Below are 24,716 nucleotides of genomic sequence, written 5' to 3' on the forward strand. Positions count from 1 at the left end.
CGTCTACTGCTGCGGGGGACCGTACTGGCCACCGGGCGGCGGCTGCTGCGGCCCGTAGTACGGCGGGGCCTGGTGCGGCTGCTGCGGCGGATACCCCTGCTGCGGCTGCCCGTACTGCTGCTGCGCCGGCGGGTAGACGTACGTCTGCTGCGGCGGCTGGTAGGTCGGGACCTTGGTGACGGTCTTACGGCCCATGGCGGCGGCGATGGGCCACCCGGTGATGGCCCACAGTCCGCAGGTGAGGAGCGACAGGATCAGGTGGAGCGTGTGGTTCGCGCCGCGCTTTTCGACGTACCGCTGTGACATGGTCGGGCCCCCTTGATGGTGGGGTGAGTGTGCCCGGTGTGATGGGGATGTGTCGAGTCGGTGAACGTGGGTTCGATGACGGGCGTCGTCCGGGCATGGCGACGCCCCGTCACCTCGGGTCGGTGGCGGGGCGTCTGGCCTGCGTCGTCACCGTTCGACGGGTGCAGGGTTGGGGCTCGGCGTGGGTGTGGTCGTGGCGCGGGCGGCATCGAGGCCGGCCAGCAGCGCGTAGGCGCCGATGGCGGCGAGGGCGAGCAGCGCGGTGACGGCGGCCGTGAGGATGGCGCGGCGCATGGTCAGTGCTCCTCGGTGGTGCCGAGGGTGCGGCGGATCCTGGCCAGCTCGGCAACGGCCGGGTGCTCGGGCATGGCGTCGAGGGCAGCGTGAACGGCGTGCCAGATCATCGCGTTCCGCTCGACGACGGTGGTCGGCAGGAAGTCGGTGGGCTCACTGCGGATGTACGCGAGGACGGAGTCATAGGCGGGCTGCCGCGGGGCGTCGTCACCCGTCGTCTGCCGGGCGTCTGTGTCCTCGACGACGGGCGCCACCATCGCCTCGGCGACGCGTCGGACCTGCGTCGTCAGCCTGTCGACGGCCTTGGTGACGTTGCGGTACGGGTCAACGGGCATGGTGCTGCTCCCTGTTCGTGGTGGTGGTCATGACGCCAGTGCCAGCGCAGGCCGCGGCGCCTTGCCTCGCTTCGCTGCGCGCCGCAGCTGGCGGCGTACCGCGTTCTTCGCTCGCTCGGCCCGCAGGCAGCCGAGGCAGACGGGCTCGCCGAGGCGGCGGTGAATCGCGGCCCCGGCCTCCGATCCGCCGGCCGCGTGCTCCTCGGCGAGGCGGGCGCGGCGCTGCGCCTCGATGCGCGCGTCCTGTGCGTCGCGGCACACCTCGCACTGCTCCCCGTATGCGAGGTGGGCGCACAGGGCTTTGTACGAGCCGCACGGCACCCGCACCCTGCCCTGTTCGTCGAGGGTGGTGTCGTCGTCGGGGCGGAGGATGCGGCGGCGTTCCTTGGCGGTGAGCGCACCCCATGTGCCGGTGGGCTCGGGGGCGGTGAGGGCGTAGTCGGCGCACTCCGCCCGGAGAGGGCAGCCGCGGCAGATGGTGCGGGCCTGCTCCTGCGCGGTGGGGTGGGTGGAGTGGAAGAGGTCGGGGTCGGTGGTGCAGGCGGCGCGTCCGTGGTCGAGGAACGCGGGGAGTTCGATCATGGTGTGTCGTCCCTCTCCGGGGTGGGTGGTTGGCAGGGTCAGAGGGTGGCGGGCGGCTGCGACGGCGGGGCGAGGGCGTCGCGGACGGCTGCGGCGCGGACTTGGGCGTGGGGCCAGTCGTGGGGGGCGAGGACGGCCTTTACGGCGTCGATGCGTGCCCGGTATCGCTTGGCGCGTGCTGACTCCTGCTCGCCCCATGCCTGCGTCCGCTCGGCCAGCGCCTTGTAGTACTGGACGACCTCGGTTGCGTCGTTGAGTTGCTGCTCGGTCTTTGCGTCGACCTGGGCATTGATCGCGTCGGATTTCTGCCGCTCGGCCTCCAGCTCGGCTACGCGGTCGTACAGGGCGTCGAGTTGGTCGCTGGTGAGGTCGTCGAGGGGGGTGCGCTGCTCGGTCATGCTGCTCGGTCCTCCGTGGTGGGTGCGGTCCATCCCTCGCGGATGGCTTGGTGGGCGGCGGCGTGGCGGGTGTACCAGCGCTCCAGCCGGCCGCAGAGGTGGGCGGCGAGGAACAGGAGGGCTGCGATGGCGTATTCGTCGGCGTGGGCGAGGAGTGCGGCGGTCATGGTGGGTTCCTCCTGTCTGCGGTCGGGTCAGGCGGCGGTGTTGGGGTGGCTGCCGGTTTCGGGGTCGCAGCCGAGGTGTGTGGTGTAGCCGCGTTCGGCTCGGAGGGGTTGGAGTTCGGTGTCGCAGATGGTGCAGAGGGGGGTGTCGGGGGTGGTGTTTTTCTCGTCCTCCCCCACACCTCCCCCCTCCCTAGAGGGGGAGCGGGGGGAGGGAGGTTTTGATGGGCCATCCCCCTGACCTCCCCCGGTCTGTGGGGGGATGTTTGACCTGGGGTTTTCGTCGAACTCCCCCGGGGTCCCCCCAAGATCCGGGGGAGTTTGGTTGAAAGTTGAAGGGGGGAGGTCTGGGGGGAGGTCATTTCGGGCATCCTGGAGCTCCTCAAAGGAGCCTCGGCGCTTGCGGATTCGGATGGCCTCTTCGATCTTGTCCTTGCGCATCTGAATGCCCCTGCTGCGGCACCACTCGATGACGCGGGGCCCTCCCCAACGCATGTCCACCCGGTCGGTGTCGAGGCGGCGCACCAGCCACTCGGGCGTGCCGATCGCGGGGACGTCGGGCCGCTGGTCGAGGGATTCGAGGACGACGGAGGTGACGGGCCGGCCGTCGGGCTTGTGCTCGCCGTCGAGGGTGACGACCTTCAACCCGAACTGGAGGTCGGCGCCCTCCTCGGAGTCCTTCTGCTTCCCGACCTTCATGGTCACGACGATGTTCTTGGCGTTGTCGCCCTTCTTGGAGACGTGCATCTCGGACTGCAACGCGCCCTTGGCGGCGGAGGCGCCGCGGCCGTGCTCCCCGACGTGCCCGGTGTGGTGGATCAGGAGCACGCAGGCCTCTGTGGCGCGGCGGAGGTCATCCATCCTCTCGATGACGATGCCCAACTCGGTGTTGGAGTTCTCCTCGACGCCGACGGACACGCGGGCCTGTGTGTCGATGACGATCATTGCGGGCTGGAGGCGGCGCATCGCCTCGATGAGGGTGTCCCACTCGGGTCCGCGGGCCTGGACGGGGCGGGGGAGGAAGAGGACGCCGTGCATCTTCTGCCCGTAGTGCTTCTCCCACGCGCGGACGCGCTGGCGGATGCCGCGGGCACCCTCGGCGACGAGGTAGACCACGGTGCCCTGCCGGACGTGGTGGCCGTGCCACTTCATGCCGGTGCCAACATGCCCGGCGAGGTCGATCGTTACGAAACTCTTCATGTGCCCGGACGGGCCGATGATGCGGGCGAGGGTGTCGAGGTGCAGGAGGTCGCCGACGAGGGGTTCCAGGGTGGGCATGTTGTCGAGGCTGGACGCGTCGAGGAGCTCGGCGAGGAGGGCATCAGCGGGGTCACCGGAGCGGCCGGCGGCGCGCTCCTTCTGCCGCTGGAGGTAGTCATCAATGAACGTGACGGCGGTGCCGGGTTCGGCGTCGGGGGCGGTGGCCTGCTGGACGATGCGGCGGCCGAGGTCGGCCTCTGCGCGGAGGTCGGAGGCGGCGCGGACTTTCTCGGCAAAGTAGGCGGGCTCTCCGCCGCCGGTGTGGTCGCCGACCTGGACGAGGTAGGCGAGGCCCCCGGCGCGGGTGAGCTGCTTACGGCTCTCCAGCTCGATGCGCAGGGCGACGGGGGTGATAGGGGCGCCGGTGTCGTAAAGGTGGCCGAGCGCGTTCCAGATCAACTCATGGGCGGGGCGGGCAAAGTCGCCGCCCTGGAGGATGGTGCGGACGGAGGGGATATGCCTGGGGTTGTGCAGGCAGCCGCCGATCACGTCCAACTCGGCTTCCATGTCGTCCCGCATCTGGCCGTGCGGGTCCGCCTGGTCGCGCGGTTCGAGGTGGCGGACGTTCTCCACGGGGCGGGCTCCGATCAAAAGAGGGTGGTCGGCTCGGCCGGCGGGCATTGGTGGTCTGTGACGTGGGGGTGTGGGCAGTCGGTGGGGTGACTGCGCCCGGTCCAGCGGAGCCGTGGTCTGCTGTGGGGTCCGCCGGTCTTGAGGCACCAGATGAGGCGGTTGGGGGTGCGGGCTGCGGCCTGCTGCTCGGGTGTGAGTGACCGGAGATCCGCGGTGACCGTGAGCGCCGCCCGGTCGCCGACCAGCTGCCGCAGTACGGGTGCGGAGCAGGAAGGGCAACGGGAGTCGTCGCCGCCCTTCCTGCTCGCGCGCCCGCTCATCAGGCGGGGGTGCCGTTCATGACGGGCTCGTCGAGGTGCTCGGCGATCGCGTTGACGACGTCCCGGAACGCGGTGTCGCGGATGTCGCCGGGGCGGTCGAGCTTGTAGCCGATGAGGAGCTGGGTGTCGACGATGCGGTACCGGAGGCGGGCGGTGAGCTTGTAGCCCTCGGACCCTTCGAACGGAACGAGGCCGATGGTGAACGTCTCCGGGATGGTGAGCTGGCCCTTTTGCCCGGCCTTGGCCGTCGTCGTCTCGACGTACTCGAACTGCCGCTGTCCGGTGGCCAGTCGGGTGCCGGACTTGAAATCGACCTTCGAGGTGGCCTGGAACGACTGCGCGATCTCCAGCATCTCGGCGGCTGCGGGCTCCAGCAGCTCGGGGAGGTGGTCCTCGATGAACTCGGCGAACTGCTCCTGCTTGATGAGCTTGCCGTCGAGGGCGGCCCACTGCTTCCATGCCTCGGTTTCGCGGAGGGCGAGCTTGAGGACGTGGGAGTTCCAGCGCGGGGCCTCGGGCTGGTGGGCGTCGAGGACCGCGGTGACGGTGAGGCGGTCGGCGTCGGCGTAGACCTCGCTGTGCACGTCGCTGTGCTTGTCGAAGTACGTACGGAAGGAGTCGGCGTCGCGGACGGTGGTGATGCCGGTCTTGCGTGCCGGGGCGTCGCGGTAGTCGTCGCCGGTGAGGTCGACCTTGTGGACTCCGGTCGGGGTGTGGAAGGCGTAGACCCTGCCGGGTTCCAGCTCGGCCGGCGGGGCGGTGCGGAGCGCGGTGTCGACGATGGTCTGTGCCTCGCCGGTGGTGCTGCGGAGGTCGGGGTAGCTCATGGTTAGGCGTCCTTAAAGGTGTTGGTGGCGGGTGCGGTGCGGAAGTCGAGGGCGATCTGTCGCGGGTCCTCGCGGACGGGCAGGCCGTCGTTGTCGAGGAAATAGAGGCTCTTGACGGGGGTGGGCTTGGGCGCCTTGACGGCGGACTCGACACCGATCGGGAGCGGCGCGCTCTCAACGCCGTTGGCCGGGGGCTCGACGACGATGGTGATCGTCATGGAGCCCTTCTTTCCGTGGGCGCGGACGGCGTCGAGGAGGGTGTGAAACTCGGCGGACAGTTCCTCCTCGGTGCGCCCGTTGAGGTGGCTGGCGAGGAACGCGGCGACGGGCGCCGTCTCGGTGATCTCGCCGGACTCGGTGTCGACGTTGCTACTCATGCGGCTTGTGCTCCTTGGTGGCTGCTGCTGGTGGTGGGGTGGCAGTTGGCTTTGTGGGTGGCGCGGATGGTCTGGACGAACGCGGTGACGGCGGCTGCTCCGACGACGGGGCCCTCCGTGGTGCGGCACGCGAGGCACTCGTATTTGGCGCGGGGGAGCTCGGCCCATGTGCCGCCCTTGAGCTGGCGGCCGAACTGGACGGAGAGGGCCCCGGTGATCTGCCGGCCGTCCGGCAGGAGGTAGGCGCTCACGCGGCCAGCGCCTTGCCGAACTCGGTCCAGTCGCAGCCGGGGAGTGACCGTGAGTGGGTGGGCGGGACGTCGGCGAGCGGCATGCCGAGGTGGTCGTACGCCATCGCGAGGAGGACGTACGCGTCTGCCTCGTCGTACCGCCACCGGCCGGTGCAGTCGACGCCGTACCGGGTTGCGACGGCGTCGCGGACCATGCCTTTGACCTGCGCCGGGGTGTGCTTCTTGCCGGTCTCCGCGTCCTTCCAACGGGCCTTGCCGGTGGCGTAGATGGTCCGGTTGTCCGGCGGGACGATGGCGTACGGGATGCCGCGCTTCCACAGTTCCTGGCGGACCATCCACCGCATCGCGGACAGCTGGTCCATGCCTTGGAGGTGAGAGCGGGAGAACGCGGCGCCTTCCATGACGACGCGGTCGGCGTTGCGGATGAACGAGACGATGCCGTCCATCTGCTGTTGGAACCGGCCGTGCAGGGTGGCGGCCGTGGCGTGGATGTAGTCGGTCCAGCCCTGGCCAGCAACTCCAGTTGTCCCGATGGCGACGTCCAGGCCGATGACGAGGGGACGATGGGTCACCGCGGCCGGGCGGGTGGTCGGCCCGGCCGCGGGAGTAGTGGTGTCGAACAGGGTCGGGGCGCTCACCGGGCACCGCCCTGCTGACGGGGGATGAGCGGCCAGGCGCCCTCGACGACGGCGGCCGGGTCCTTCTTTCGGAAGTGCTCCTGAAGAGATGCGGCCTGCTCGGCTGCCCATTCGACCTGCGCCCGGTGCAGCTGTTCCAGCCCCATTGCGGCGAGCGGGGCGTGCATGGTGCCCTGTCTCCAGGCGACGCGGCACGCGGCGATGGCGTCGGCGTCGGCGGAGTGCGCGTCACCGATCGGCACGCCGTAGTGCGCGCAGAGGGCGGTGAGGTTGCGCTTGCCGCTCCGGTACCGGTCGACCTGCTTGTCGATGACGAACGGGTCGACAACCGGCCCGCTCGGCAGCGGGTCGAGGCCGAACCGCTCGGCCTCGCGGTCGAGGAGGGTGAGGTCGTACCTCGCGTTCATCGCGACGACCGGTGTCCCGGCGAGGATGACCTGTGCGAGCCCGGCGAGGATTTCGGCGACGGCCTCGGCGAGCGGGACGCCCTCGGCGTGGGCGCGCTCGGTGGTGATGCCGTGGATTCGTGCGGCCCCGTCGGGGATGGTCTCCCCGCCGACGTCGGTCAGCCAGCCCGCGGACACGACGGGTTGCCCGCCGCCGCACTGGACGATGCACGCGGTCACGATGCGGGCTGCGAGCGGGTCGGGCCCGGTGGTTTCGAGGTCAAAGCCAGCCATGCGGCCGAGGTGCCAGCTCATGCGCGGCCACCCTTCAACGTGGCGAGGAACGCGCGGAGCGCGGTGGCGGTGGCGGTGGCCGGGAGCTGCCCGCCGTTGGACTTAGCGAACTCGGCCTCGACCTCGGCGGTCGTCATGCCATGCACGCCGGCCGCGGCGATGATCCGGAACCACAGATCCTCGACGTCGTCGTCCTCGACCACCTCGACGTCATGGATGACCTCGCCGGGCCCGTCCTGGTGCGGCTCCGGTGCCCACCCGTTCTCTCCTGCCGCGTCGGTGACGTCCTTGACGTCCTCCGGCGTGGGCTTGGGCTTGAGGGCCTCACCGCGGGAGGTGAGCGTCGCGGCCAAGTCCTTGTCCATGTGCTTGGCGGCGACTGCCTGCCGATACAGGTCGGCGACAGCCTCGGAGGTCTTGGCGACAGCAGCCAGTGCCGCGTAGTCCGGGCGCCCGCCGGTGATCGCGACGCGTTCCGGGCCGGACGCCACCGCCGGGGCTCCGGTGATGTTCCCGGCCATCAGCTCGGTCGGAGTGATCTCCACATCGAGGGTCGGGATAGAGAACCGGTTCGGGCCGTCCTCGCCGACGACGAGTTTCTCCTCCATGCCGAGCCACCCGGCGACATATCCGCCGGCCTGCGCGAGGAGTTCGGCGGCGGGCGGGAGCGTTACCCCGGCGTAGAACCCTTTGCTGATGAGGAGCCATTGGCCGAGGGCGGGCACGTCGCGGAGCATGATGTTGACGCGGGTGGTGATCTTGCAGGTGCGCTTGTCCGGGTTGCACATGCATGGCCGGTCGGACTTCTGCTCGACCTGTCCGTCGCATCGGCGCACGCACTTGGATCCGGCGTACATCTCGTACCACTGGGACACGGCGTCACGCGGCGGGATGAGGACGGGCAGCCGGTTCGAGGTGGAGTAGACCTCGAACTCCGACGGGCCGCCGTTCGCCGGGGTCCACGGCTTGACCTCGCCGCCGTACAGCTCGGCGACGGACGCGAGGATCTGGCGGGATGGGCTGGTGAAGCGGAACGCGTTGAGCTTGGCAGGCCGCTTGATGGGCTTGCCGTTCTTGTCGGTGCGGCCGGTGTCGACGGCGTGACCGATACGGATTTCGCCGAGCTGACGCATCCGCATCTGGAGGTCGAGGATGGGCATCAGGCGGCCCTCTCTTCAGTGATGGTGGGCAGGGTGAGCGGCTCGCCGACGACGGACTTGGCAAGGACGCGTTGGAACTCGGCGACCTGCTGAACGTGGAGGAACGCTGCGTATACGTCGTCGCCGCACTTGAGCGGCATCGGCCGGTAACCCTCCGGCCGGAGGTGAAGGACGATGCCGACGCTGTGGGCCAGAGGCATCGGGATCTGTGTGCCGTCCCGCAGCCACGCCACCTCGGCCCGCCGGTACGCCGACATTTGCGCGCCGGCCTCCGGGTAGACACCCTTCTCGTCCAGCTCGCCGCCGGTTTTCGTGTCGCCGACGAACAGGGTGTTGGCGGGTACCTTCAGCGCTGCGGCGATGCGGGGGGAGCGGAACAGGTAGTCGAGCTTCCCGGCCCATCCGTCGGTGAAGTTCCCGACGGTCATCTCCGAGGCTTCGAAGGTGACTTCCCACTCCATGACGAACCGGAGGAAGTTCTCCAGGTACGGGGCAAGTTCCTCGTCGGCGAGCAGCTCCTCCGGGAGCGGCGTGCCGAGGACGTGCGCCTCGATGACGTCGTGAACGGCGCCGCCGATCTCTCCGCGTTCGTCCTTCTTACGGATGTGGCCCTTGCGCAGCCAGTCGTACGCGGCCTCTTTCTCGGCGGGCCGCCGTGATGCCGCGACGAGGGTGGGCAGGGTGTTGAAGGCGTCCGTGGCGGTGAGGTTGGCGGCCCAGAACACGAGCTGTGGCTTAGGGAATCCCTGGCTGAGGATGGTCGTGACACGGCGCAGCTTGATGTCTGTGCCGGGCACGCGGTACCAGCCTTGCGAGGGCTTGGGGATGCGGTCGGGTCCGGTGGGCGGTGCGGCCGGAGGCTTGCGCCTGCGGCCGGCGGCCGGGGCGGTGTTCGCCCCGGCCAGCGCGGTGGTTGTCACAGGGGTCCTCCGATGTAGCGGGCGTGCACAGTGGTGCCCATGTCGGTCTTGGTGGTCCGGGTCTCGAAAGCACCGGCCGGGCCGTAGAACCGGGCGATGAGTGAGCCGGGCGCGGCGCGGGTGATGCCTGCGATGGCCCCGGCGGCGCTGTTGTCCGATCCGTACGTCGTGATCTCCAGCCACTTGAGCGGGTGCTTTCGCATCCACGCGGCTTTGTCGGCGTGCCGGGCACCGGCCCGGCGACCCCGGCGGCCCATCACGCGATCACCCCGGCGGTGTTGAGGAGGGCGGCGAGGATGACCAGCCCGATGACGGGGAGGGCGAGGACGATGAGGCATGACGCTCCGGCGGCCGGCGCCTGGTCGAACGAGGCGCGGTCCTGCAACTCCCGTTGCGAGTGGCCGATGCCGGATCGGGTGGGGCGGGTCCAGGTCCCGCCGAACGTGCTGCGTTCGCTCATGCGGCGGCGCTCCGATCCGTGGGGCGATAGACGCGGCGGCCGTTGATGTCGTCGGCGGCGAGGACTCCGCGGGCGGTCAGTGCCCGCAGGTCCTTGCGTGCCGTGTTCCGGCCGGACGTGGGCCACGGGGATGCGGCGAGCAGCTGCGCGGCGCGCTGTGTGGTGATGGGGGTGGGCTCGGCCGTGACTGCGGTGGCCAGCCATGCCCGGCGGGTGATGAGGTCGTTCACAGTCGGCCTCCGTGGGCGTAGTTGAAGCGGTAGCAGGTACGGCCGGGGTCGGTGGTGTCGCAGATGAGGAGGCCCTGCTCGGCGAGGGTGGTGAGGTCTTGGCGGGCGGCGCGGCGCCAGTCACCGGGGCCGAACTTCTCGGCGTACAGGCGCTGTACGACGCGGGTGGTGAGCTCGCCCTTGTAGTCGCGGGCGGTCGCCCGGAGCAGGGCGAGGCGGTCGGCGGCGGTCACTTGGCACCCCGGTCCGCGTTGAGGAGCTCGGCCAGGTGCGCAGCGATCTCGGGTGACAGGCACTCGATGGCCGGGTTCGGGCAGCAGGGGTAGACGCTGCCGTCGTCCGGGTCGTGGTCCTCGTCGGGGCAGACCGGGGCGATGCCGGTGGGCTCGGCGGTCCCGTCGGTGGTGAACGCGGTGCGCCACTCGGGACGGGCCTCGCCAGTGGCGGCGAGGAGGAACGCGCGGGCGGTGTCGCGGGTCTTCATGCGGCACCTGCCTCACGCTGCGACGGCAGCGCCACGACCGTGCCCGCGCCGTTCGAGGAGAGCAGTAGCTCCGCCACCCGGTGCACCTGCTTCCCGTACAGGTGGAGGTGCGTTCCGCCGACCTGGTCGAGGAGCTCATCGACGAGCCGGTCCCGCTCGTGCTCGGCGTGCGAGTCCTCGCGGGGGTTTGCCAATTCGTCGATCTCGGTGAGCAGTGCCCCGATGCCGTCGGGGTCCTCGGCGAACCGCTCGGCCAGCTCCAGCACGGTGAAGAACAGGAAGTGGTCGAGGTGCAGCACCGCCCCGCCGGGGATGGTGGAGACGTTGACGCGGGTCGGTCCGGTGTACGCACCGCCGAGGATCTGGGGGCGGACGCGGGCCAGAAAGCGGAAGAACCGAGCGGCGCGGAAGATCTTCACTTGGTACCTCCGAGGATGAGGAGCAGCGCAGCCGCCGTGAGCGGCAGGCGGCGCAGGCAGGCGGGGGCGAGGTGGTCGGCGTCGACCAGCAGCAGGAACGGGACCATCGACGCGGCGTAGATCGCGGTGGCCAGGCAGACCATGGCGAGGACAGTCACGAGGTCACCTCCCACCGGACCGGCGGGAGACCACGCTCGACGCGGAACTCGTCGATGGCCTTGTCGCAGCACACGGGCTCGCCCTCGACGCTGTGCTCGTCCTGCCGGTGCGAGGCCATCAACGCCTCGACGGCGGTCAGCACCTCCCACGTCAGGTCGCAGTGCGAGCACGTGTGGACCTCGGTGAACTGCACCTCGACGCTGCCGACGTTGTCGACGTGACGCTTCACCGCGGCGGCGATTTCCTCGCACCGCTCGCGCATGTCCCGGTCGGGGTCGCTGCTGGCCATGCGATCGGACATGGACATCCAGCCGAAGTCACCGAGGCGGCGCGGGGTGACGACGACGCGGTAGTCGTCTCGGGTCGTCCTCTTCACAGCGCACCGTCCAGGTCCCGGCCGAGCTGGTACGCGTGGTGGAGGGGGGAGTCGTGCGGGTCCTCCACCGGGGAACCGAGGTGCTCGAACTGACGGCCCGGCGCCGGGCCGTCGCTCAACGGCCACCCGGCAGGCGCCAGCGTGGTCACGGTCGGGCACGGCCACGGGTCGCTGTCGGCCTCGCAGTGCGACGAGTCCGCGAACTTCACGTGCGGTGCGAGCGCGTGAGCCACAGCCGTCTCCAGCTCGGCGACACGGGCCCGCAGTTCCACCAGCTCGGCCGCCGACTGCAACAGGCCGGCCGCCTCAAGCGCCATGGCGATACCCGCCGCGGTCTGCCGCGTCTTCTGTGCCGCGTGGATCACGCCCGACGCTGCGGTCACTCGGCGGGCGTTCACGCGGCCACCCCGTCAACAACAGCCGCGATGACCTCGGCCGGCATGAGTGCCCACGCCGTGACCCGCACTCCGCGGCGGGGAGCACCCTGCGCCTCGGTGTACACCGACCCGTCGTTACGGGTCTCGGTGCTGACGTTCATCCACCGCTCGTCCGCGAACTCCGCAACGGCGGCCGGGTCGCGGTGGAAGTAGAACCGGATGATGGGATCGGCCGGAGCGTGCTCCGTCACCTCGATGACAAAGCTGGAGGGGATGACGGTCGACTCACTGAGGATCGTCTCGGCCAGCGACAGCGCCGCCATGTAGCTGTTGCGCGGGACCGTGCCGGTGTCGGGCTCGGTCGGGGCGGTAATCTGAGTGCTCACGGTGTCCTCGATTTCTGTGTGTGTTGAGGTGCCGTTGGGGCGTCGGGCCCGGCATGGCTCGGCGTCCCGTTCGTTTTTTTGGAGGGTCAGGCGGTGGCGGCGAGCTGCGGCCCGGCCGCCATCCAGGCGGCGACCTTGTCCAGGTCGAACCGCCGGCCGCGGAACCGAGTGGGCTCGACGGGGCACCCGTCCTTGACCCACTCGTTGACGGTCCAGTTCGAGACCCCGTAGCGGGCCATTAGCTGAGCGGTGGTGAGCAGGGGAGCCAGGCCGACGGTGCGGAGCGTCTCGGTGCGTTCAGCGAGAGTGGCCATTGGGACTAGACCTTTCAACTGTGTCGGTTGAAACTGTGGGCATGTCGAAGTGCTCCTGGAGCGGTTCATCCATCGCGGTGGCCATGAGCCATGCGGTGCGGAGTCGACACTTTGTGGTGGCGGTGCTCCCGCTCCCGGTGACTTTCCAGACCGTTGCTGCGCTGATCCCGCGCCCGGTGACGTCCACCGACTTGGTGGCCGCTGCGAGCTGTTCGGCGGAGAGCCCTTTGCGCTTCATTGCTGCGCGGAGTGGCTTGCCTTCGCCCTTGCGGATCAGGTTGGTCATGTGGGCCTCGCGCCGGGTGGTGACTGTGCGGCCTCGGTGCCGCCGTTGACACATTTCTACTGTGTCAGTGTCAGTCAGGTCAAGTGAGTGGCGGTGAGTCTCGGTGAGTTTCTTTACGGGGTGGCGATCAATCGAACGTCTGTCCTAGTGTCGGCATATGCCACCGTCTACGGGGCGCGACGGGGAGGTCGCGCGCCGTAGCGAGATCCCGCCATGCCTCTACTTTTACTTGCAAAAGTAGAAGATTCGCAGGCAGTCTTGAGCCGTGGAAAACCAGGAGCAGGAGCAGCCCGAGGATCTCGCGCAGCTGATCGCCCGTCTCAAGGACCAGTACAAGGTCAGCGACTCGGAGATCGCGCGCCGCATCGGCGTTGCCCCGGCCACCGTGAACGCATGGGTCCACCGGAAACGCGGTGGCACGCGCGGCCCCAACAAGGAGAAGCTGCGCGCCCTCGCCCGCGAATTTCCCAAGTTCACCGAGGCGCAGATCTTCGCAGCCGCCGGCCGTAAGACTCCGGGCCCTCTCGACCCCGATGCCCGTGAGAGGATCCTCGCCCTCATCGGTGAACTTACCGAGGATCAGCAGGAGATGACCGAGATCCAGATTCGCGCCCTCGTCGAGCGCAACCGTTCGTCTGCGTCGTGAGTCTTCACTAAATGGACTCCGTCACTCCATGCATATGATGATTCGTCAACACGCCTATCGGTAGTCGCGTATTCCACCATCCGGAGGTACGGTCGTTCGTACGGCCGATGCTCCCCCATCGACTCAGGTACTCCACTCGCCTGCGTAAATCGGGGGTCACATGTGCGTCCGTGTCGAATTTGCTCCGTCTGGCACCTCCCGTGATCCATGGGATCCGGAGTCCCGCGTCATCACGCTCCCCGTAACGCTCCCCGCTGCGAGCACGGGCATCGTCGTACGGGCTGTTCTTCGTGAACTCGCCGTCGAGCAGCCCTCTGTCGGTGCAGTCTGCTTCTGCGGGGCACCCGTCTTTTTACTGCCCCGCGTACCCGAGCAGCGGAGGAGCGACGAGGTGATGTTCCGTGGCGCGTAGAGCGACGAACAACCCGCGGCAGATCAGGAGCAAGGAGTGCGGCTGCAAGCTGTGCATCGAGGAGTACCCGCCGGGCCAGCACGGCGAGCGGAAGGCGCGCCGAGACTGCCTCGGTCGCTGGCAGGCCCGGTACCGGGACGCTGACGGCAGGCAGTGCGGACCCCGCTTCGACACGTACAAGGAAGCGGTCACGCACCTCAACAAGGTCAAGGCTGCGCTCGACGCCGGCACCTACCAGGACCCGAAGCGTGGGGCCATTACGGTCGACCAGTGGTACGAGGTCTGGTGGCCTACGGTGAACATCAAGTCCGTGACCACCCGCAACAGGAAACTATCGGCCTGGACGGTCCATGTTCAGCCGAAGTGGGGCAAGCGCAAGCTGAGTTCCATTACCTGGATCCAGGTGCAGGACTGGATCACGAACGAGGTAAAGGGCAGGGCGACACAGCTAAAGGTCCTGGAGCTGTTCCGGCACATGATGGTTGCCGCGCTTCGGGACCGACGAATTCAGGTGAACCCGACTGCCGACATTCAAGTCACCGCGGCAGTGAGTAAGCACCCGGACGAGATGATCCCGCCCACCCGCGAGCAGTGCGCATTGATCCGGCAGCACCTGAACGAGTACTACCAGCCGTTGATTGTGTTCGCGGAGGAGACCGGTACCCGGTGGGGAGAGTTCACCGGCCTCCGGGCTGCCAACGTTGACCTCGGCAGCGCCACGATGAAGGTGAAGGAAGTTCTCATCGATGACCGGGGGAAGGTCTACCGGAAGGCGGCACCCAAGTCGAAGGCCGGTTTCCGCACGGTGCCGCTGACGCCGGCCGCTGTCGAAGCGGTGCAGACCATGATGGAGATGTGGGATCCAGCGACGACGGAGTCCCCGATCGGGGACGGGCGGAACCTGCATGAGGAGGAGCTCGTCTTTCGGGGCCCGCGCGGGGGAGCGCTCACTCGGCCGAACTTCCGGCGCAGCTGGATCCCTGCGATTCAGGCCGCTGGCCTGGCCCGTCTGGTCACGAACCCGGAGACGGGCCGCAACGAGTGGTGGCCGAAGGTGCACGACCTGCGGCATACATTCGCGACGCGACTGAAAGACGCGGGCGTTCCGGAGAAGGATGTTCAGGTCGTGATGGGCCATGAGCGGGGCGGCCGGGTGACGTGGCTGTACCAGCATGCGGGTGCCGAGCTGGTCGAGGAGGTCCGTGCGGCGCTGGTCGCGGGCCGTGCGCTCCGGGCTGTCGGATGAGGCTCGGGGCCACATGCGGCCACTCTGGGGCCACAAAACCCCCTCACCGGTCCGCGCGTCGGCTCATCGAGACTCACTCCGGGGCGGGAGTGACCCTCACACCCCAACTCACCGGGCCTCACCGAGACTCACTGAGCCTCGAAAGACGGACGCGATATCTTACAAAGCAGATGTCGGCGGTTCGAAACCGTCCGCGCCCACCAGTACAAAGGCCCCCAACCGATCACGGTTGGGGGCCTTTGACATCTACTTTTGACATCAACGGGGGCGGTCACTCACGGCCGGGACGCCGCTTCAGCATGCGGTCCAGGTGGCTCACTGCCTCGCGCTGGGTGTCCTGGACGACGTGGGCGTAGACGTTCATCGTGACGGCGATCTGGCTGTGCCCGAGGATCTCCATCACGACGCGGGGAGCCACCCCGGCAGCGGTCAGCAGGGTCGCGCAGCCGTGGCGGGCGTCGTGTAGCCGGATCACGCGGAGCCCGGCGGTCCCGGCGACCCTGGTGAACGAGCGGTACAGGTTGCGCGGCTCGATCGGCCGGCCGGTACGAGTGGTGAAGACGTAGCCGGTCTCCTTCCACTGGCCACCGGCAGCGTTGCGCATGGCTGTCTGCCGCATCCTTTGCCAGCGCAGGGGAGCGAGGCAGATGGCGGGCAGGGGGAGTGTCTGCTTCCTGCGTCGTCCCTTGGGATCGTCTTCGTACGCCTCACCACGGACACGCTGGCGTTGGGTACGGACGCGGATCTCTCGCTTGTCGAGGTCGAGGTTTTCCCAGCGGAGCCCCACGACCTCACCACGGCGGAAGCCGAGCGCGATGGCGAGCATGAAGGCCGCGTACAGCGGGTCCTTTCGGGCAGAGTCGAGGAACGTCAGCGTCTCGTCCAGTGACCAGGGCGACAGCTCCCGAGCCTCGGCCGAGGGCGGTTCGACGAGGGTCGCCACATTCCGCAAGACGAGCTCTTCCCGGCAGGCAGCGGTCAGAGCGGTGCGCAGCACCCGGTGCGATTCCTTCGCGGTTGCCGCGGTGGTCTGCTGCTCCAGGCGGACGAGGAAGCGTCGGACATCGGCAACGCTCAGTGATTCGAGGCGCTTAGACCCGAGCATGGGCACCAGGTAGAGCCGGACGTGAGTCTCGTACTTCGCGTACGTCGTGCGCTTGCGGCGCGGTTTGATGATGTTGTCGAGCCAGTAGGGCAGCCACTCGGAGAGCCGGGCCGAACGGGTGGGCACGGGGACGCCTTGGTCGACCTTGTCGAGCAGTTCGCGGCGCTTGGCGTCGCACTCTGCCCAGGTCTTGCCGTAGGCGAACTTCCGGGCGCGGGTGCCGTCCGGCTGGAGGACGTAGACCGCGGCTTGATACCGGCCGTCCTTGCGCTTGGTAATGGTGCCCGCACCATTCGGGTTGCGCTTGCGCTGGGATGGCATCAGGCCGCTTCCTCGATCTCGTGGACGATGAAGTCCCGCACGGCGTCTGCGGGGATGCGCCGGGACCGGCCGATGGTGATCGAAGTCAGTCGGCGCGAGCGGATCAGGTCGTAGACCGTGGAGCGTCCGAGCTTGAGCCGCGCCATGACCTCGGGCACGGTCAGCAGTTCGGCGGTGGCGGTGGTCATGCTGCGGCTCCTTCCGGGTCGGGTGTGATGGAGGCGGCGAGCCATTCCTCGCCGCGGGTGAGGCCGGTTCCGGCGAAGCTCCAGTGGGCGAGGACGAGGGTGGTCTCGTCACTGTCCGGGTCGGCCGGCACGGGGGTTTCGTCACCGCGGGCGATGACGGCTTGGAGGCGTCGCCATTCGGCGCGGGCGGCGCGAAGGGCGCCGAGGGTGGTGGAGTAGCGGCGGGTCTTGGTGGAGAAGTGGCCGCGGAAGCCGAGCATGTGGGCCCACGCGCGGAGTCGGAGCTCTGCGAGGTCTGTGCGTGCGCCGAGGGTCCAGGCGGTGCGGATCATCTGGCGGGCGTGGTCGGTGAGGGGCATGCGGGCGAGTTCGGCGAGGAACTTGATGGGGCGGTCGAGGGTGCCGGTCGCGGTCTCTGCTCCTTTGGTGGCGTACTTGGCGATGTAGGCCGCGACGGCCCGTTCGGTGAGTTCGGTGCCGCCGTCGAAGTCGGCTGTGCGGATGGGGCGGATGTCGAGTTGCCGGCCGAAGGTGAAGGTGTGGGCGCGGCCGTCGATGACGGGGCCGGGCACGTCGGCAGCGGTGACGGCGGCGCGGATGGCGTCGGCGAGGAGGTCGGAGGTGGCCCAGGCCGGGGGTGGGGTGTCGCCGCCGTCGGGGCCGTCGAGCCGGATCACGGCGTGGAAGTGGATGGCGCCGCGGCGCTGGTACTCGGCGACCTTGGCGAAGGAGACGCGGGCGTGGTCGGCGAAGGCGCGTTGGGAGAGCCCGGCGCGCTTGGCAACTTCACGGCGCAGGTAGATGGAGAAGCGGGACCAGATCTTCGAGGCGTGCGCGTTCCACAGCACGGCTGCTTCGTAGTCGTAGGCGGTAGGAGCGAGCGGGGTGCCTAACTGCGGTGCGTCGTCGGGGTGCTGGGTGCCGCAGCGGCAGCGGCCGGAGGCGGGTTGGTTGTGGACGGGGCCGAAGCTGGGGGCGGTGAAGGTGGCGAACACGCGGGGGTGGGTGGCAACTTGTTCGGGGGTGCCTTTGCCGCCGCGGAGTCCGGCGGTGATGAGTTGGTAGGTGTCGCGTCGGTAGGTCTCTGCACAGGCCGCACAGCGGGTGGCGCGGCGGTTGTTGCAGCGGACCAGGAGGTTCCCGGCGGGCAGATCCGAGGAGTGGAGCTCGCCGAGGATTTCGCCGGTGGCGGGGTGGATGTCGGTGCGCTGTCCGTCGAGGCGGATGGGGGTGGTGCAGCCGCCGAGGCCACGCAGTTGGCGCATGAGGCCGGGCATGGTCCCCAGGCTGGCGAGGAACGCGAGGTCGCCCACCGGGGGCGGTGCGGTCGTCGTGGTCACTTTGGAGTCCTCCTCTCAAAGGGCAGAGGCCGGGACGCCGGGCCCGAAGGCTGGGCGGTGTCCCGGCGGCGGGGTCAGCGGTGGGTGAAGGCGGCGGTGGCTGCGGTGTCGAGGAGGGTGCGCAGGGGCGGGGTGGTGCCGGTGCCGGTGCCGTGGCAGGTGCGGCAGTGGGCGGTGATGGTGCGCCGGTTGCCGTTGCGGTCGCGGCCCCCGAGGGTGATGGCCACGGAGGCGAAGCCGTCACAGGCCGGGCAGATGCGGGCCGGGACATGGCTGTGCTGGGGCATGATGTTGCTTCCTTCCGGTTGTTGGATCGGTGAGGGATGGGCTCTCCGGGCGGCGGAGACTTGGCGGTTGAGGCCGCCTGGAGGGCCCGTTAACGCTGGCGGGGCGGGTTGTTGAGCAGGGAGCGCAGGACGACCGCGCAGACGGCGACCGACGCGCCCGTGATGGCGACGGCCAGCAGCATCGAGACCAGGACCGCGCCGACGACGAGTACGACGGCAGCGCCACCGCCGACTACCGCGAGAACACCGGCCGGGGACAGCCGTACCGTTGGCCCGGAAGCGGCCGGAGCGACGGGCGCCGGGATGGTGTGCTGGCAGGCGCAGGCCGCGGTGGGGTGCTGCTCGACCGGAGCCGGGGCGGTGGTGATGAGCGGGGTCACGATGCCGGTGGGCAGCGGGTTGACCGGGATGCGGGGGCGGATCATGGTGTGTTCTCCCTTCGGGCGGGTTACTTGACGGCGGTGTCGATGACGGGGGCCAGGAGGCTGTCGGCGAGGAGGTAGCCGCCGAGGAGGAGCACGGCGACGAGCCAGGCCGGGGGACGGAAGAGCTTGATGCCGAGCCAGCCGACGACGATCAGGGCGAGCCAGAGAGGGACGTCCATGGGGGGCGGTCCTTTCGGTCAGTGGGTGCGGCAGCGGTGGGTGCGGGCGGCGAGCTGGGCGGCGGACTGGCTGGAGTAGTCGGCGGACCAGCCGCAGTTGTCGTTGCCGCAGGCGGTGGCGTGTTTGGTGCGGCCGTTGCGGTCGCGGTGGGTGCCGATCTGCACCGGGCCGATCCGCATCACGGAGTGGAAGAAGTCACGGGCAGCCATCACGGGCCTCCTTGTCAGGCGAGGTGCGTAGCGAGCTGGGCGGCCATCGGGCCGGGCAGGCCGAGGCGGTCGCGCAGGGTGTCGGCGTCGATCGGGTGGCCGGTCGCGGAGCGGTACGCGTCGGCGAGCTTGCGGGCGTGGTCGACCAGAGCGGGCGGAACGTCCATGGGCGGCGGAGCGGGCAGCGGGGGGACAGGCTCGGCAGCTTCGACCGCGTCCGGGAGCGGCTCAGGTTCGGGTGTCGGTTCGGGGGCGAATTCGGCCGGCACGATTGCTGGGGCCGCCGCGGGACCGGGATCCGGGGCGGTGTCCGGCTCAGCGGCGGGGGTGTGGACGAGGAGGGTTCCGCCGAGGAAGGCGAGGGCGGGCCATCCGGCGACGAGGATGCGGAGCCAGGCGGGGACGTCGGTGAGGTCGAGGAGTCCGGCGGTGGCGATGTTCGCGCCGAGGGATGCGGCCAGTGCGACGGTGAACCAGGTCCATGCGGCGCGGGTCGGCTCGCCGGTGGTGCGGAGGATGCGCAGGCGCCGCCAGGCCGCGACGAGGAGCAGGTCGACGGAGATGGGGTAGGCCCAGGCCTTCCAGCCGTCTTGTCCGGCTGCCGCGGCGATGTCGTGCAGGTGGGCGAAGGACAGGGCACCGGCGATCACGGCTTGCACGAGGACGGCGTCCGGGCGGATCGAGCGGGTCATGTCTTCACCCCCTTCGCTTGGGTGTTGAGGCCGGGGCCGGGCGGGGATCCATGTCCTGCCGCCCGGTCCCGGCGGGGATCTACTCGGGGGCGTGGCCGGTGCCGAAGCAGGTCAGGCACAGGGCTTCCTGCCGGTCGGCGGAATCGCGCTTCTTGCGGCCTCCGACCTGGACGGACTCGGAGACCTGACCGGCCCTCTTGCAGTCCGGACACGGCTTCTCTCGCGCGGTGCGAGTCCGCTTCGCGGCGGGCATGGCGTCCTCCCTTGGGCATGGCGGGGGTAGGGACTTGGCGCGAGAGGCGGTCGCGCCGACCGTGGGGTGAGAGGTGGGTCAGGTCGTGGCGGGGGTGCTGGCCGGGGCCGGGGCCGGGACCTTGACCAGGGACGCGTCCGGCAGGACCGGCCGGAACGCGGCAAGTCCATCGAGTGCCGGCGTGCGGTGCGCGTGCGCATTGCAGGCGGTCACGGCCTGGCGCAGCGTCGTGAAGGGGGTGCGGATGCGGACCCAGCCCCCGGAGGAGTCACCGGCCACGGCCATGCCGGGGCGTTCGATGGGGACCTGTGTCGTGGCCAGCACCGCATCGGGGGAGATGTCGCCGAACGCCATCTTGGCGGAGGCTTCATCGTTGACCCGGTGCGAGACGCGGCCGGTCAGCTGGGCCCGGAGCATGGTGATCCCGTCCCCGAGTTCGGCGCCGAAGCGCTGCCCGCAGATCTCCACGTAGATTCCCGCTGCACGGCCGAGCTGGACGAGGCGGACCAGGGCGGTGACGATCCGCTCCCGCCGCTTCTTCTCCGCCGAGGTGGAGAACAGGGCGAGTTCCGCGACCTCATCGACGAGGAGGACGACCGGGACCGGCCGTAGATCATCCGGGAGCCCCCAGATGTCGGCAGTGATCTCCCCGTCCGGGGTGTCGGCGCTGATGCGCTGTTCGCTGCGGATCACCTGGTATGTGTCGGCCATCCGGGCCACGAGTGCTTCCAGCAGATCGGCAGCATCATCGGGGTTGTCGGCCAGGGCAGAGAACCGGCGGGCGAGCGGAGCGAGTTCTACTCCTTCCTTGCAGTCGATCCCGACCAGCGCGACATTGAGCGGCGCGAGCTCCTTGACCAACTGCCGCTGGTAGACGGACTTCCCGGACTTGGTCGCGCCGAGGTTCAGGGAGTGCGGGACTTCCTGGTAGTCGCGGTAGTGGACTGCTCCGTCCTCCCGGAGCGCGACCGGGACCCGCAGCCCTTCCCGAACTGCCTTGGTGGGCATCTGGACCCGCTTGAGTACGTCGTATCCGGTCATCCGTAACTCGATGACACCCGACTTGATCTCACGCGAGGTGATGGCCTGCAGGGCGAACGAGTGCCGCAGCCGGTCCGTGGACGCCGTGAAGTCGAACGCATCCTGACCGGGACGCATCTTCAGCCGCAGCACCAGGCCGGTACGGGTCGGCCGCATCCGCAAGATCCGCGGCGGACGGGAGTCCGGGGCCGGGCGGTTCGTCATCCTCGCCCACGTCAGCCGCAGCCGGGACGGCGGAACCGTCAGCCCGCACGCATCCATGACCGACGCGTACCGGAAGGACACCCGCACCATCGCGAAGACGACGCCGAATGTCATCCAGTACCAGGCCGGACGCTTCGACCGCAGAACCAGCACTGCGGCGACCACGAGCACACCCACGATCACCAGGGCATTTCCCGACACGGCATCAGGCCTTGGCGTTGGACGGGGTGACCAGAGCGACGGCGCGGAACGCGATACCGAACCGCTTCTCACCGTTGAACGTGTTCTCCCAGTCACGAGCCTTGAGACCGACGACCTTGACCGGCATCCCCAGCGTGACGCCGGCCGGGATACCCGTCTCCGGGATCGAGACGGTGTAGAGGTTTGCCTCACCCTCGTCCGCGATCGTCAGGCCGACCGTCATCATCTTGGCCTTTGTCTCGCGGTCGACCGCGATCTCGCCCGTCTCCTTGTTGATCACCTTGAGCTTCGGCTCCACCGCGACGAACACAACGGCGCTCGAAAGATCAATCTTGAACGATGACATGATGGAAGCTCCCTTGTAGGGGCGGAAGCGGCGACTTGCTTGGCGGTAGGGCGCCGCTTCCTGCGTTTGAGTTCTTCGAGCCCTGCCGGCAGCAGCCGCGGGGCTTTTCGCTTTCCCATCTGGTGCGCACCAACAGGTTGCATCTGGTGCGCACCAGATGTCAAGCGGTTGATGCGGTTGGCCGTCTCAACTCGCTTTGCTGTGACCCTTCTAGAGAAGCGCCTCGCTCAACTGGCCGGTAGCCAACAGAGGTTCACCGCGATCTCGTTAACGTCGGTGTTAACCCCTGCCGACCTGCGCCGACGTGAGGCATGCTGCTGTGAAGAGTTGACGGACCAGGTGCAGGGGCGGCGGTGCAGGTGCTCAACCGGCTACGGGAAGCCAGAGGTGCGCGAGAATGGTCACAAGCGCGGCTCATCCACGAGCTTGAGCAATACGCACGAAGGCATGCGCTCGACATCGGCTCGACCGCCAGCCTGCGCGTCTACGTCTCGGAGTGGGAGAACGGCAGACGCTCGATCAGCGAGCGCTACGCGAAAATCCTGCGGCCGGTGCTGGGTGTCACCGATGAGGAGCTATTCGGCCGGCAGGCTCCCGCAGAGACGCCCCCCGCGGTCGACGGATACGACGACCTGATCAACCGGATCGATTCGGCGCGCAGCGTCAGTCTCACCATGGTGAAGACATTCATGGACCAGACGGAGCTACTACGCACCCAGGATCGCCAGATGGGCGCCGCGTCCCTCATAGATCAGATGACGGGCCACCTCGCGACTCTGGAAGACGCGCTCACGTTCGCAGTGCTCCCCGAGACACGTCGACCCGTCGCTCTGGCGTTGGCCGGAGCTTCCACCCTCGCTGCCTGGCAAGCACTCGACGCCGGGGGAGTCGAACGGGCCTGGCGGAACTACGAGTTAGGGAAGCGCGCCGCTCAGGAAGCTGGTGAGCCGATGTACCTCGCCCATGCCACGGCGGAGCAGGCATACGTACTCAACGAAGCAGGCCGCCCCGAGACGGCGGTAGCTCTCGTACGCGAGGCTCAGCGTTTGGGCGGTCAGCAGATGTCGCCAAGACTGCGGGCATGGCTGTACGCGGCCGAGGCGGAGCTCTGCGCCAAGGCCGGGATGCCGGATGACTGCCGACAGGCACTCGACCGAGCCGCCGCTTGCCTCCCCGAAGGCGAAGAAGCCCGCGACCCAGACATGCTGAGCATCTTCCTGAACGGTGGCCATCTGGCGCGATGGCGCGGAAACGCACTTGCGCTGCTCGGAGACGACGACGCGCTCAGTAGCCTGTACGAGGCGCTGGACAGTGCGGACCCGACGTTCATCCGTGCCACGTCAGGTCTGCGCTGCGACCTTGCCCAGGCGCACCTTGCGCGTGAGGAGCATGCCGAGGCGCAGACGCACCTACAGCAGGCGCGCTTGTTGGCAAACCGGACCGGGTCCGTGCGTCACCGCCGACGTATCGAGCAACTCACGCAGAAGCTGTAGGCGCACCTTCTCCGCGAGAAGCGAGCAGGTGCAGCAAAGCAACCAACGTGCCAGAGCCCATCAGCTCACCCCTCGCCATCAGCCCCGGAATATCCGAGAGCGGCACCCATGCGACGTGCCCGGCTTCCTCGATGTCGGTGGGGTCGCCTACATGCTGTGCGCCCTTGCCGACGTAGATCTCATGTGGCGAGTCGACCATGCCGATCATGGGCTGAAAGGTGACCACGTGATCCAGGGAGTCAGGCCGCCAGCCGGTCTCTTCCTCCACCTCACGGAGCGCCGTCGTCCGAGCGTCCTCGCCCTCATCCACGATGCCGCCGGGAAGCTCCCAGCCCCACTTATCGGCGACGAACCGGTAGCGCCAAAGCATGAGCACGCGGTCTTGGTCATCGAGGACCGCGGCGATCGAGACGTGATGGAGCCGTACGACGTGATGCTCGAAGCGCTCGACACCCGGCGGCTCGACGTCGACAAGCGTCAGCTTCACCCAGCGGTTGTCGTAGACCGTCCGCTCGCCATGAATCTGCCACGGCTCCAAGTCGTCCGGCCGCTCGATGCTCACGTCATGGGATGGCACCCGGTAGGAGCTGCGGGCGTACGACTCAAGCACCTTCTCCGCGACGAGCTTGGCCAGCACCGTGCGGAGTTGGGTCCTGCCGATGTCGAGGTCTTTCTCTAGGGTGCGCTCAGAGGGCAGCTTCTCGCCGGGCTGCAACTTCCCCGACGCAACCCACTCGCGAATCGTGCGGTACACCCGCGCCGACTTCGGTCCCATCCCCTGGCACGCTCCCTGAGTCATCATCTGGCTCGCACCAGCGTAGCCGTCGAAACTGACCATCGACAGGTGACGATCACGCGCCAACTCTCCATGGTGGCGGAGTGAGTAGAAACTTTCTCTACGGGTTCAAGGCTCCTCGCTCCGCTCGTCGCGCGCTCCCCGGCTCACCGCCGGGGCCCTGCGCTCCAGTCTCCGCCCCGCTCTGGGCCCCGGCTACGCCGGTCGCGCAACTAGAGCGAGAGATCCTCGACGAAGGGAAACGAAAGGCACAAGACATGCCTCCGGCGGGGGCGCTCAGACTCCGGGATGGGTCGGGGCGCCGTTCGCGAGTGCCGGCCGGATCGTGGCGAGCGTCGTGGGGCTCCCATCCCGACCACCTTCGACCCAGGCAGAGCCGAGCAGTCGCGGCCCAGGGCGTCAAGGTCGTTCGTACAGTGGCGCGCTCCACCTTGACGCCCTGAACCACGCCCGCTCCACGATGTGTGGGCCGAAGGCGGACGGGATGGAAGCTGGGGTCAGTGGTGGGTTAGGTGGGGGGCGGACAAGTTTAGGTCCTGTCTCTTTGGTCATCGAGCGCGGACGAGGATGACCGCCAGGCCTGTTTTCAACAAGGTGAAGAAGAGCCACTGGGGCAGTGAGAGCGAGAGCCACTGCTTCGGCGGCGAGATTGGGAGCCACCCTGCCTGATGGCGTGTGACATGCCGCTGATGGCGTAATAGAGGCTTTGGGCTGTTTGGCCGGTCACGCTGTGCTGCTCCGAAGCCCACCCCGGG

Annotated in this window: 41 protein-coding genes; 3 read left to right on the top strand and 38 right to left on the bottom strand. The window is 68.8% G+C overall.

The genetic code is table 11. The features are described 5' to 3' along the window. Positions 1–3: 3 nt before the first annotated feature. The 26 genes from OHB49_RS28895 to OHB49_RS29020 all read right to left on the bottom strand — a co-directional run bounded on the left by OHB49_RS28895 (position 4) and on the right by OHB49_RS29020 (position 12,576). A complete protein-coding gene (locus OHB49_RS28895) occupies positions 4–306 on the bottom strand; it encodes a hypothetical protein (RefSeq protein ID WP_329163942.1) in 303 nt (100 codons plus the stop codon). A 147-nt stretch (positions 307–453) separates the two neighbouring features. Beyond that, a complete protein-coding gene (locus OHB49_RS28900) occupies positions 454–600 on the bottom strand; it encodes a hypothetical protein (protein ID WP_329163943.1) in 147 nt (48 codons plus the stop codon). A gap of 2 nt (positions 601–602) precedes the next feature. Next, entirely contained in the window at positions 603–935 is a 333-nt protein-coding gene (locus OHB49_RS28905) for a hypothetical protein (RefSeq protein WP_329163944.1), read from the bottom strand. A 27-nt stretch (positions 936–962) separates the two neighbouring features. Continuing rightward, a complete protein-coding gene (locus OHB49_RS28910; protein ID WP_329163945.1) occupies positions 963–1,517 on the bottom strand; it encodes a WhiB family transcriptional regulator in 555 nt (184 codons plus the stop codon). Between the two features lie 38 nt (positions 1,518–1,555). Then, positions 1,556–1,915: a hypothetical protein gene (locus tag OHB49_RS28915; RefSeq protein ID WP_329163946.1), complete on the bottom strand. Its 360-nt coding sequence runs from the start codon at positions 1,913–1,915 to the stop codon at positions 1,556–1,558. Beyond that, positions 1,912–2,082: a hypothetical protein gene (locus tag OHB49_RS28920; protein WP_329163947.1), complete on the bottom strand. Its 171-nt coding sequence runs from the start codon at positions 2,080–2,082 to the stop codon at positions 1,912–1,914. Before OHB49_RS28920 ends, OHB49_RS28915 begins: the two co-directional genes overlap by 4 nt. A 27-nt stretch (positions 2,083–2,109) precedes the next feature. Beyond that, positions 2,110–3,912 carry an AAA family ATPase gene (locus OHB49_RS28925; protein WP_329163948.1) on the bottom strand — a complete coding sequence of 601 codons (1,803 nt, stop codon included), beginning with the start codon at positions 3,910–3,912 and terminating at the stop codon, positions 2,110–2,112. A 319-nt stretch (positions 3,913–4,231) separates the two neighbouring features. Next, a complete protein-coding gene (locus OHB49_RS28930; protein WP_329163949.1) occupies positions 4,232–5,059 on the bottom strand; it encodes a YfdQ family protein in 828 nt (275 codons plus the stop codon). Between the two features lie 2 nt (positions 5,060–5,061). After that, on the bottom strand, positions 5,062–5,436 hold the full coding sequence (locus tag OHB49_RS28935; RefSeq protein ID WP_329163950.1) for a hypothetical protein: 375 nt from the start codon (positions 5,434–5,436) through the stop codon (positions 5,062–5,064). Beyond that, positions 5,433–5,687, bottom strand: a complete 255-nt coding sequence (locus OHB49_RS28940) for a hypothetical protein (RefSeq protein ID WP_329163951.1) — start codon at positions 5,685–5,687, stop codon at positions 5,433–5,435. Before OHB49_RS28940 ends, OHB49_RS28935 begins: the two co-directional genes overlap by 4 nt. Then, positions 5,684–6,325 (bottom strand): hypothetical protein, encoded by a 642-nt coding sequence (locus OHB49_RS28945; RefSeq protein WP_329163952.1) that lies wholly within the window; start codon positions 6,323–6,325, stop codon positions 5,684–5,686. Before OHB49_RS28945 ends, OHB49_RS28940 begins: the two co-directional genes overlap by 4 nt. Beyond that, the gene (locus tag OHB49_RS28950) at positions 6,322–7,026 is read right to left on the bottom strand and encodes a 3'-5' exonuclease (protein WP_329163953.1); all 705 of its coding nucleotides are present in this window, start codon (positions 7,024–7,026) and stop codon (positions 6,322–6,324) included. Before OHB49_RS28950 ends, OHB49_RS28945 begins: the two co-directional genes overlap by 4 nt. Further along, complete coding sequence (locus OHB49_RS28955) at positions 7,023–8,165, bottom strand: recombination directionality factor (RefSeq protein WP_329163954.1); 1,143 nt, start codon at positions 8,163–8,165, stop codon at positions 7,023–7,025. The genes OHB49_RS28950 and OHB49_RS28955 overlap by 4 nt, the downstream gene beginning before the upstream one ends. Further along, positions 8,165–9,085: a hypothetical protein gene (locus OHB49_RS28960; protein ID WP_329163955.1), complete on the bottom strand. Its 921-nt coding sequence runs from the start codon at positions 9,083–9,085 to the stop codon at positions 8,165–8,167. Before OHB49_RS28960 ends, OHB49_RS28955 begins: the two co-directional genes overlap by 1 nt. After that, positions 9,082–9,288 (bottom strand): hypothetical protein, encoded by a 207-nt coding sequence (locus tag OHB49_RS28965; protein WP_327246582.1) that lies wholly within the window; start codon positions 9,286–9,288, stop codon positions 9,082–9,084. Before OHB49_RS28965 ends, OHB49_RS28960 begins: the two co-directional genes overlap by 4 nt. A 53-nt stretch (positions 9,289–9,341) precedes the next feature. Next, on the bottom strand, positions 9,342–9,545 hold the full coding sequence (locus OHB49_RS28970) for a hypothetical protein (RefSeq protein WP_329163956.1): 204 nt from the start codon (positions 9,543–9,545) through the stop codon (positions 9,342–9,344). After that, complete coding sequence (locus OHB49_RS28975) at positions 9,542–9,775, bottom strand: hypothetical protein (protein WP_329163957.1); 234 nt, start codon at positions 9,773–9,775, stop codon at positions 9,542–9,544. Before OHB49_RS28975 ends, OHB49_RS28970 begins: the two co-directional genes overlap by 4 nt. Then, positions 9,772–10,008 (bottom strand): hypothetical protein, encoded by a 237-nt coding sequence (locus OHB49_RS28980; RefSeq protein WP_329163958.1) that lies wholly within the window; start codon positions 10,006–10,008, stop codon positions 9,772–9,774. Before OHB49_RS28980 ends, OHB49_RS28975 begins: the two co-directional genes overlap by 4 nt. Further along, a complete protein-coding gene (locus OHB49_RS28985) occupies positions 10,005–10,259 on the bottom strand; it encodes a hypothetical protein (protein ID WP_329163959.1) in 255 nt (84 codons plus the stop codon). The genes OHB49_RS28980 and OHB49_RS28985 overlap by 4 nt, the downstream gene beginning before the upstream one ends. Beyond that, on the bottom strand, positions 10,256–10,678 hold the full coding sequence (locus OHB49_RS28990; protein WP_329163960.1) for a hypothetical protein: 423 nt from the start codon (positions 10,676–10,678) through the stop codon (positions 10,256–10,258). The genes OHB49_RS28985 and OHB49_RS28990 overlap by 4 nt, the downstream gene beginning before the upstream one ends. After that, entirely contained in the window at positions 10,675–10,836 is a 162-nt protein-coding gene (locus OHB49_RS28995) for a hypothetical protein (RefSeq protein ID WP_329163961.1), read from the bottom strand. The genes OHB49_RS28990 and OHB49_RS28995 overlap by 4 nt, the downstream gene beginning before the upstream one ends. Then, positions 10,833–11,213: a hypothetical protein gene (locus OHB49_RS29000; protein ID WP_329163962.1), complete on the bottom strand. Its 381-nt coding sequence runs from the start codon at positions 11,211–11,213 to the stop codon at positions 10,833–10,835. Before OHB49_RS29000 ends, OHB49_RS28995 begins: the two co-directional genes overlap by 4 nt. Further along, the gene (locus OHB49_RS29005; protein ID WP_329163963.1) at positions 11,210–11,611 is read right to left on the bottom strand and encodes a hypothetical protein; all 402 of its coding nucleotides are present in this window, start codon (positions 11,609–11,611) and stop codon (positions 11,210–11,212) included. The genes OHB49_RS29000 and OHB49_RS29005 overlap by 4 nt, the downstream gene beginning before the upstream one ends. Next, complete coding sequence (locus OHB49_RS29010; RefSeq protein ID WP_329163964.1) at positions 11,608–11,976, bottom strand: hypothetical protein; 369 nt, start codon at positions 11,974–11,976, stop codon at positions 11,608–11,610. Before OHB49_RS29010 ends, OHB49_RS29005 begins: the two co-directional genes overlap by 4 nt. Positions 11,977–12,062: 86 nt before the next feature. Continuing rightward, complete coding sequence (locus OHB49_RS29015) at positions 12,063–12,290, bottom strand: helix-turn-helix transcriptional regulator (protein ID WP_327246590.1); 228 nt, start codon at positions 12,288–12,290, stop codon at positions 12,063–12,065. Next, a complete protein-coding gene (locus OHB49_RS29020; protein ID WP_327246591.1) occupies positions 12,274–12,576 on the bottom strand; it encodes an XRE family transcriptional regulator in 303 nt (100 codons plus the stop codon). Before OHB49_RS29020 ends, OHB49_RS29015 begins: the two co-directional genes overlap by 17 nt. 265 nt (positions 12,577–12,841) lie before the next feature. Between OHB49_RS29020 and OHB49_RS29025 the strand changes: the two genes are divergently transcribed. Further along, the gene (locus OHB49_RS29025) at positions 12,842–13,222 is read left to right on the top strand and encodes a helix-turn-helix domain-containing protein (RefSeq protein WP_329163965.1); all 381 of its coding nucleotides are present in this window, start codon (positions 12,842–12,844) and stop codon (positions 13,220–13,222) included. Between the two features lie 722 nt (positions 13,223–13,944). Next, positions 13,945–14,880 (top strand): tyrosine-type recombinase/integrase, encoded by a 936-nt coding sequence (locus tag OHB49_RS29030; RefSeq protein ID WP_329163966.1) that lies wholly within the window; start codon positions 13,945–13,947, stop codon positions 14,878–14,880. A gap of 271 nt (positions 14,881–15,151) precedes the next feature. On the opposite strand, the gene OHB49_RS29035 is transcribed toward OHB49_RS29030, so the two are convergent. From OHB49_RS29035 to OHB49_RS29085, 11 genes are all read right to left on the bottom strand, one after another. Further along, positions 15,152–16,306: a tyrosine-type recombinase/integrase gene (locus OHB49_RS29035; RefSeq protein WP_329163967.1), complete on the bottom strand. Its 1,155-nt coding sequence runs from the start codon at positions 16,304–16,306 to the stop codon at positions 15,152–15,154. Continuing rightward, positions 16,306–16,494 (bottom strand): helix-turn-helix domain-containing protein, encoded by a 189-nt coding sequence (locus OHB49_RS29040; RefSeq protein ID WP_328627921.1) that lies wholly within the window; start codon positions 16,492–16,494, stop codon positions 16,306–16,308. Before OHB49_RS29040 ends, OHB49_RS29035 begins: the two co-directional genes overlap by 1 nt. After that, on the bottom strand, positions 16,491–17,771 hold the full coding sequence (locus OHB49_RS29045) for a replication initiator (protein WP_329166655.1): 1,281 nt from the start codon (positions 17,769–17,771) through the stop codon (positions 16,491–16,493). The genes OHB49_RS29040 and OHB49_RS29045 overlap by 4 nt, the downstream gene beginning before the upstream one ends. 137 nt (positions 17,772–17,908) lie before the next feature. After that, on the bottom strand, positions 17,909–18,121 hold the full coding sequence (locus tag OHB49_RS29050) for a hypothetical protein (protein ID WP_329163968.1): 213 nt from the start codon (positions 18,119–18,121) through the stop codon (positions 17,909–17,911). An 89-nt stretch (positions 18,122–18,210) separates the two neighbouring features. Next, positions 18,211–18,546, bottom strand: coding sequence for a SpdD-like protein (locus tag OHB49_RS29055; protein WP_329163969.1), 336 nt, complete (start codon positions 18,544–18,546; stop codon positions 18,211–18,213). A gap of 23 nt (positions 18,547–18,569) precedes the next feature. Then, on the bottom strand, positions 18,570–18,725 hold the full coding sequence (locus OHB49_RS29060; RefSeq protein WP_328920780.1) for a hypothetical protein: 156 nt from the start codon (positions 18,723–18,725) through the stop codon (positions 18,570–18,572). An 18-nt stretch (positions 18,726–18,743) separates the two neighbouring features. Next, complete coding sequence (locus OHB49_RS29065) at positions 18,744–18,935, bottom strand: mobile element transfer protein (protein WP_329163970.1); 192 nt, start codon at positions 18,933–18,935, stop codon at positions 18,744–18,746. A gap of 14 nt (positions 18,936–18,949) precedes the next feature. After that, positions 18,950–19,627 carry a DUF2637 domain-containing protein gene (locus OHB49_RS29070; protein WP_329163971.1) on the bottom strand — a complete coding sequence of 226 codons (678 nt, stop codon included), beginning with the start codon at positions 19,625–19,627 and terminating at the stop codon, positions 18,950–18,952. A 79-nt stretch (positions 19,628–19,706) separates the two neighbouring features. Continuing rightward, the gene (locus OHB49_RS29075; RefSeq protein WP_329163972.1) at positions 19,707–19,880 is read right to left on the bottom strand and encodes a hypothetical protein; all 174 of its coding nucleotides are present in this window, start codon (positions 19,878–19,880) and stop codon (positions 19,707–19,709) included. Between the two features lie 78 nt (positions 19,881–19,958). Beyond that, positions 19,959–21,239, bottom strand: a complete 1,281-nt coding sequence (locus tag OHB49_RS29080; protein WP_443079675.1) for an FtsK/SpoIIIE domain-containing protein — start codon at positions 21,237–21,239, stop codon at positions 19,959–19,961. 91 nt (positions 21,240–21,330) lie between these two features. After that, on the bottom strand, positions 21,331–21,672 hold the full coding sequence (locus OHB49_RS29085; protein ID WP_329163973.1) for an SCO3933 family regulatory protein: 342 nt from the start codon (positions 21,670–21,672) through the stop codon (positions 21,331–21,333). Between the two features lie 359 nt (positions 21,673–22,031). Between OHB49_RS29085 and OHB49_RS29090 the strand changes: the two genes are divergently transcribed. Next, a complete protein-coding gene (locus OHB49_RS29090; protein ID WP_329166657.1) occupies positions 22,032–23,165 on the top strand; it encodes a helix-turn-helix transcriptional regulator in 1,134 nt (377 codons plus the stop codon). Here the strand turns inward: OHB49_RS29090 and OHB49_RS29095 are convergent. Beyond that, on the bottom strand, positions 23,149–23,940 hold the full coding sequence (locus tag OHB49_RS29095; protein ID WP_329166658.1) for an NUDIX domain-containing protein: 792 nt from the start codon (positions 23,938–23,940) through the stop codon (positions 23,149–23,151). The two genes, OHB49_RS29090 and OHB49_RS29095, sit on opposite strands and share 17 nt — an antisense overlap. Positions 23,941–24,716 lie beyond the last annotated feature (776 nt).

Source organism: Streptomyces sp. NBC_01717 (assembly GCF_036248255.1).
Classification (GTDB): domain Bacteria; phylum Actinomycetota; class Actinomycetes; order Streptomycetales; family Streptomycetaceae; genus Streptomyces.

What these genes read in the sequence shown, in the direction of transcription:
- OHB49_RS29080 (WP_443079675.1), bottom strand. Translation starts at nt 21,239, where the DNA reads ATGACATTCGGCGTCGTCTTCGCGATGGTGCGGGTGTCCTTCCGGTAC.
- OHB49_RS28955 (WP_329163954.1), bottom strand. Translation starts at nt 8,165, where the DNA reads ATGCCCATCCTCGACCTCCAGATGCGGATGCGTCAGCTCGGCGAAATC.
- OHB49_RS28905 (WP_329163944.1), bottom strand. Translation starts at nt 935, where the DNA reads ATGCCCGTTGACCCGTACCGCAACGTCACCAAGGCCGTCGACAGGCTG.
- OHB49_RS28970 (WP_329163956.1), bottom strand. Translation starts at nt 9,545, where the DNA reads ATGAGCGAACGCAGCACGTTCGGCGGGACCTGGACCCGCCCCACCCGA.
- OHB49_RS28900 (WP_329163943.1), bottom strand. Translation starts at nt 600, where the DNA reads ATGCGCCGCGCCATCCTCACGGCCGCCGTCACCGCGCTGCTCGCCCTC.
- OHB49_RS28915 (WP_329163946.1), bottom strand. Translation starts at nt 1,915, where the DNA reads ATGACCGAGCAGCGCACCCCCCTCGACGACCTCACCAGCGACCAACTC.
- OHB49_RS29060 (WP_328920780.1), bottom strand. Translation starts at nt 18,725, where the DNA reads ATGGACGTCCCTCTCTGGCTCGCCCTGATCGTCGTCGGCTGGCTCGGC.
- OHB49_RS29075 (WP_329163972.1), bottom strand. Translation starts at nt 19,880, where the DNA reads ATGCCCGCCGCGAAGCGGACTCGCACCGCGCGAGAGAAGCCGTGTCCG.
- OHB49_RS29070 (WP_329163971.1), bottom strand. Translation starts at nt 19,627, where the DNA reads ATGACCCGCTCGATCCGCCCGGACGCCGTCCTCGTGCAAGCCGTGATC.
- OHB49_RS29015 (WP_327246590.1), bottom strand. Translation starts at nt 12,290, where the DNA reads ATGGCCACTCTCGCTGAACGCACCGAGACGCTCCGCACCGTCGGCCTG.
- OHB49_RS29035 (WP_329163967.1), bottom strand. Translation starts at nt 16,306, where the DNA reads ATGCCATCCCAGCGCAAGCGCAACCCGAATGGTGCGGGCACCATTACC.
- OHB49_RS28950 (WP_329163953.1), bottom strand. Translation starts at nt 7,026, where the DNA reads ATGAGCTGGCACCTCGGCCGCATGGCTGGCTTTGACCTCGAAACCACC.
- OHB49_RS29040 (WP_328627921.1), bottom strand. Translation starts at nt 16,494, where the DNA reads ATGACCACCGCCACCGCCGAACTGCTGACCGTGCCCGAGGTCATGGCG.
- OHB49_RS28895 (WP_329163942.1), bottom strand. Translation starts at nt 306, where the DNA reads ATGTCACAGCGGTACGTCGAAAAGCGCGGCGCGAACCACACGCTCCAC.
- OHB49_RS29050 (WP_329163968.1), bottom strand. Translation starts at nt 18,121, where the DNA reads ATGCCCCAGCACAGCCATGTCCCGGCCCGCATCTGCCCGGCCTGTGAC.
- OHB49_RS29045 (WP_329166655.1), bottom strand. Translation starts at nt 17,771, where the DNA reads ATGCCCGGCCTCATGCGCCAACTGCGTGGCCTCGGCGGCTGCACCACC.
- OHB49_RS28965 (WP_327246582.1), bottom strand. Translation starts at nt 9,288, where the DNA reads ATGCGAAAGCACCCGCTCAAGTGGCTGGAGATCACGACGTACGGATCG.
- OHB49_RS28930 (WP_329163949.1), bottom strand. Translation starts at nt 5,059, where the DNA reads ATGAGCTACCCCGACCTCCGCAGCACCACCGGCGAGGCACAGACCATC.
- OHB49_RS29065 (WP_329163970.1), bottom strand. Translation starts at nt 18,935, where the DNA reads ATGGCTGCCCGTGACTTCTTCCACTCCGTGATGCGGATCGGCCCGGTG.
- OHB49_RS29085 (WP_329163973.1), bottom strand. Translation starts at nt 21,672, where the DNA reads ATGTCATCGTTCAAGATTGATCTTTCGAGCGCCGTTGTGTTCGTCGCG.
- OHB49_RS29095 (WP_329166658.1), bottom strand. Translation starts at nt 23,940, where the DNA reads ATGGGACCGAAGTCGGCGCGGGTGTACCGCACGATTCGCGAGTGGGTT.
- OHB49_RS28920 (WP_329163947.1), bottom strand. Translation starts at nt 2,082, where the DNA reads ATGACCGCCGCACTCCTCGCCCACGCCGACGAATACGCCATCGCAGCC.
- OHB49_RS28910 (WP_329163945.1), bottom strand. Translation starts at nt 1,517, where the DNA reads ATGATCGAACTCCCCGCGTTCCTCGACCACGGACGCGCCGCCTGCACC.
- OHB49_RS28935 (WP_329163950.1), bottom strand. Translation starts at nt 5,436, where the DNA reads ATGAGTAGCAACGTCGACACCGAGTCCGGCGAGATCACCGAGACGGCG.
- OHB49_RS28985 (WP_329163959.1), bottom strand. Translation starts at nt 10,259, where the DNA reads ATGAAGACCCGCGACACCGCCCGCGCGTTCCTCCTCGCCGCCACTGGC.
- OHB49_RS29055 (WP_329163969.1), bottom strand. Translation starts at nt 18,546, where the DNA reads ATGATCCGCCCCCGCATCCCGGTCAACCCGCTGCCCACCGGCATCGTG.
- OHB49_RS29020 (WP_327246591.1), bottom strand. Translation starts at nt 12,576, where the DNA reads ATGACCAACCTGATCCGCAAGGGCGAAGGCAAGCCACTCCGCGCAGCA.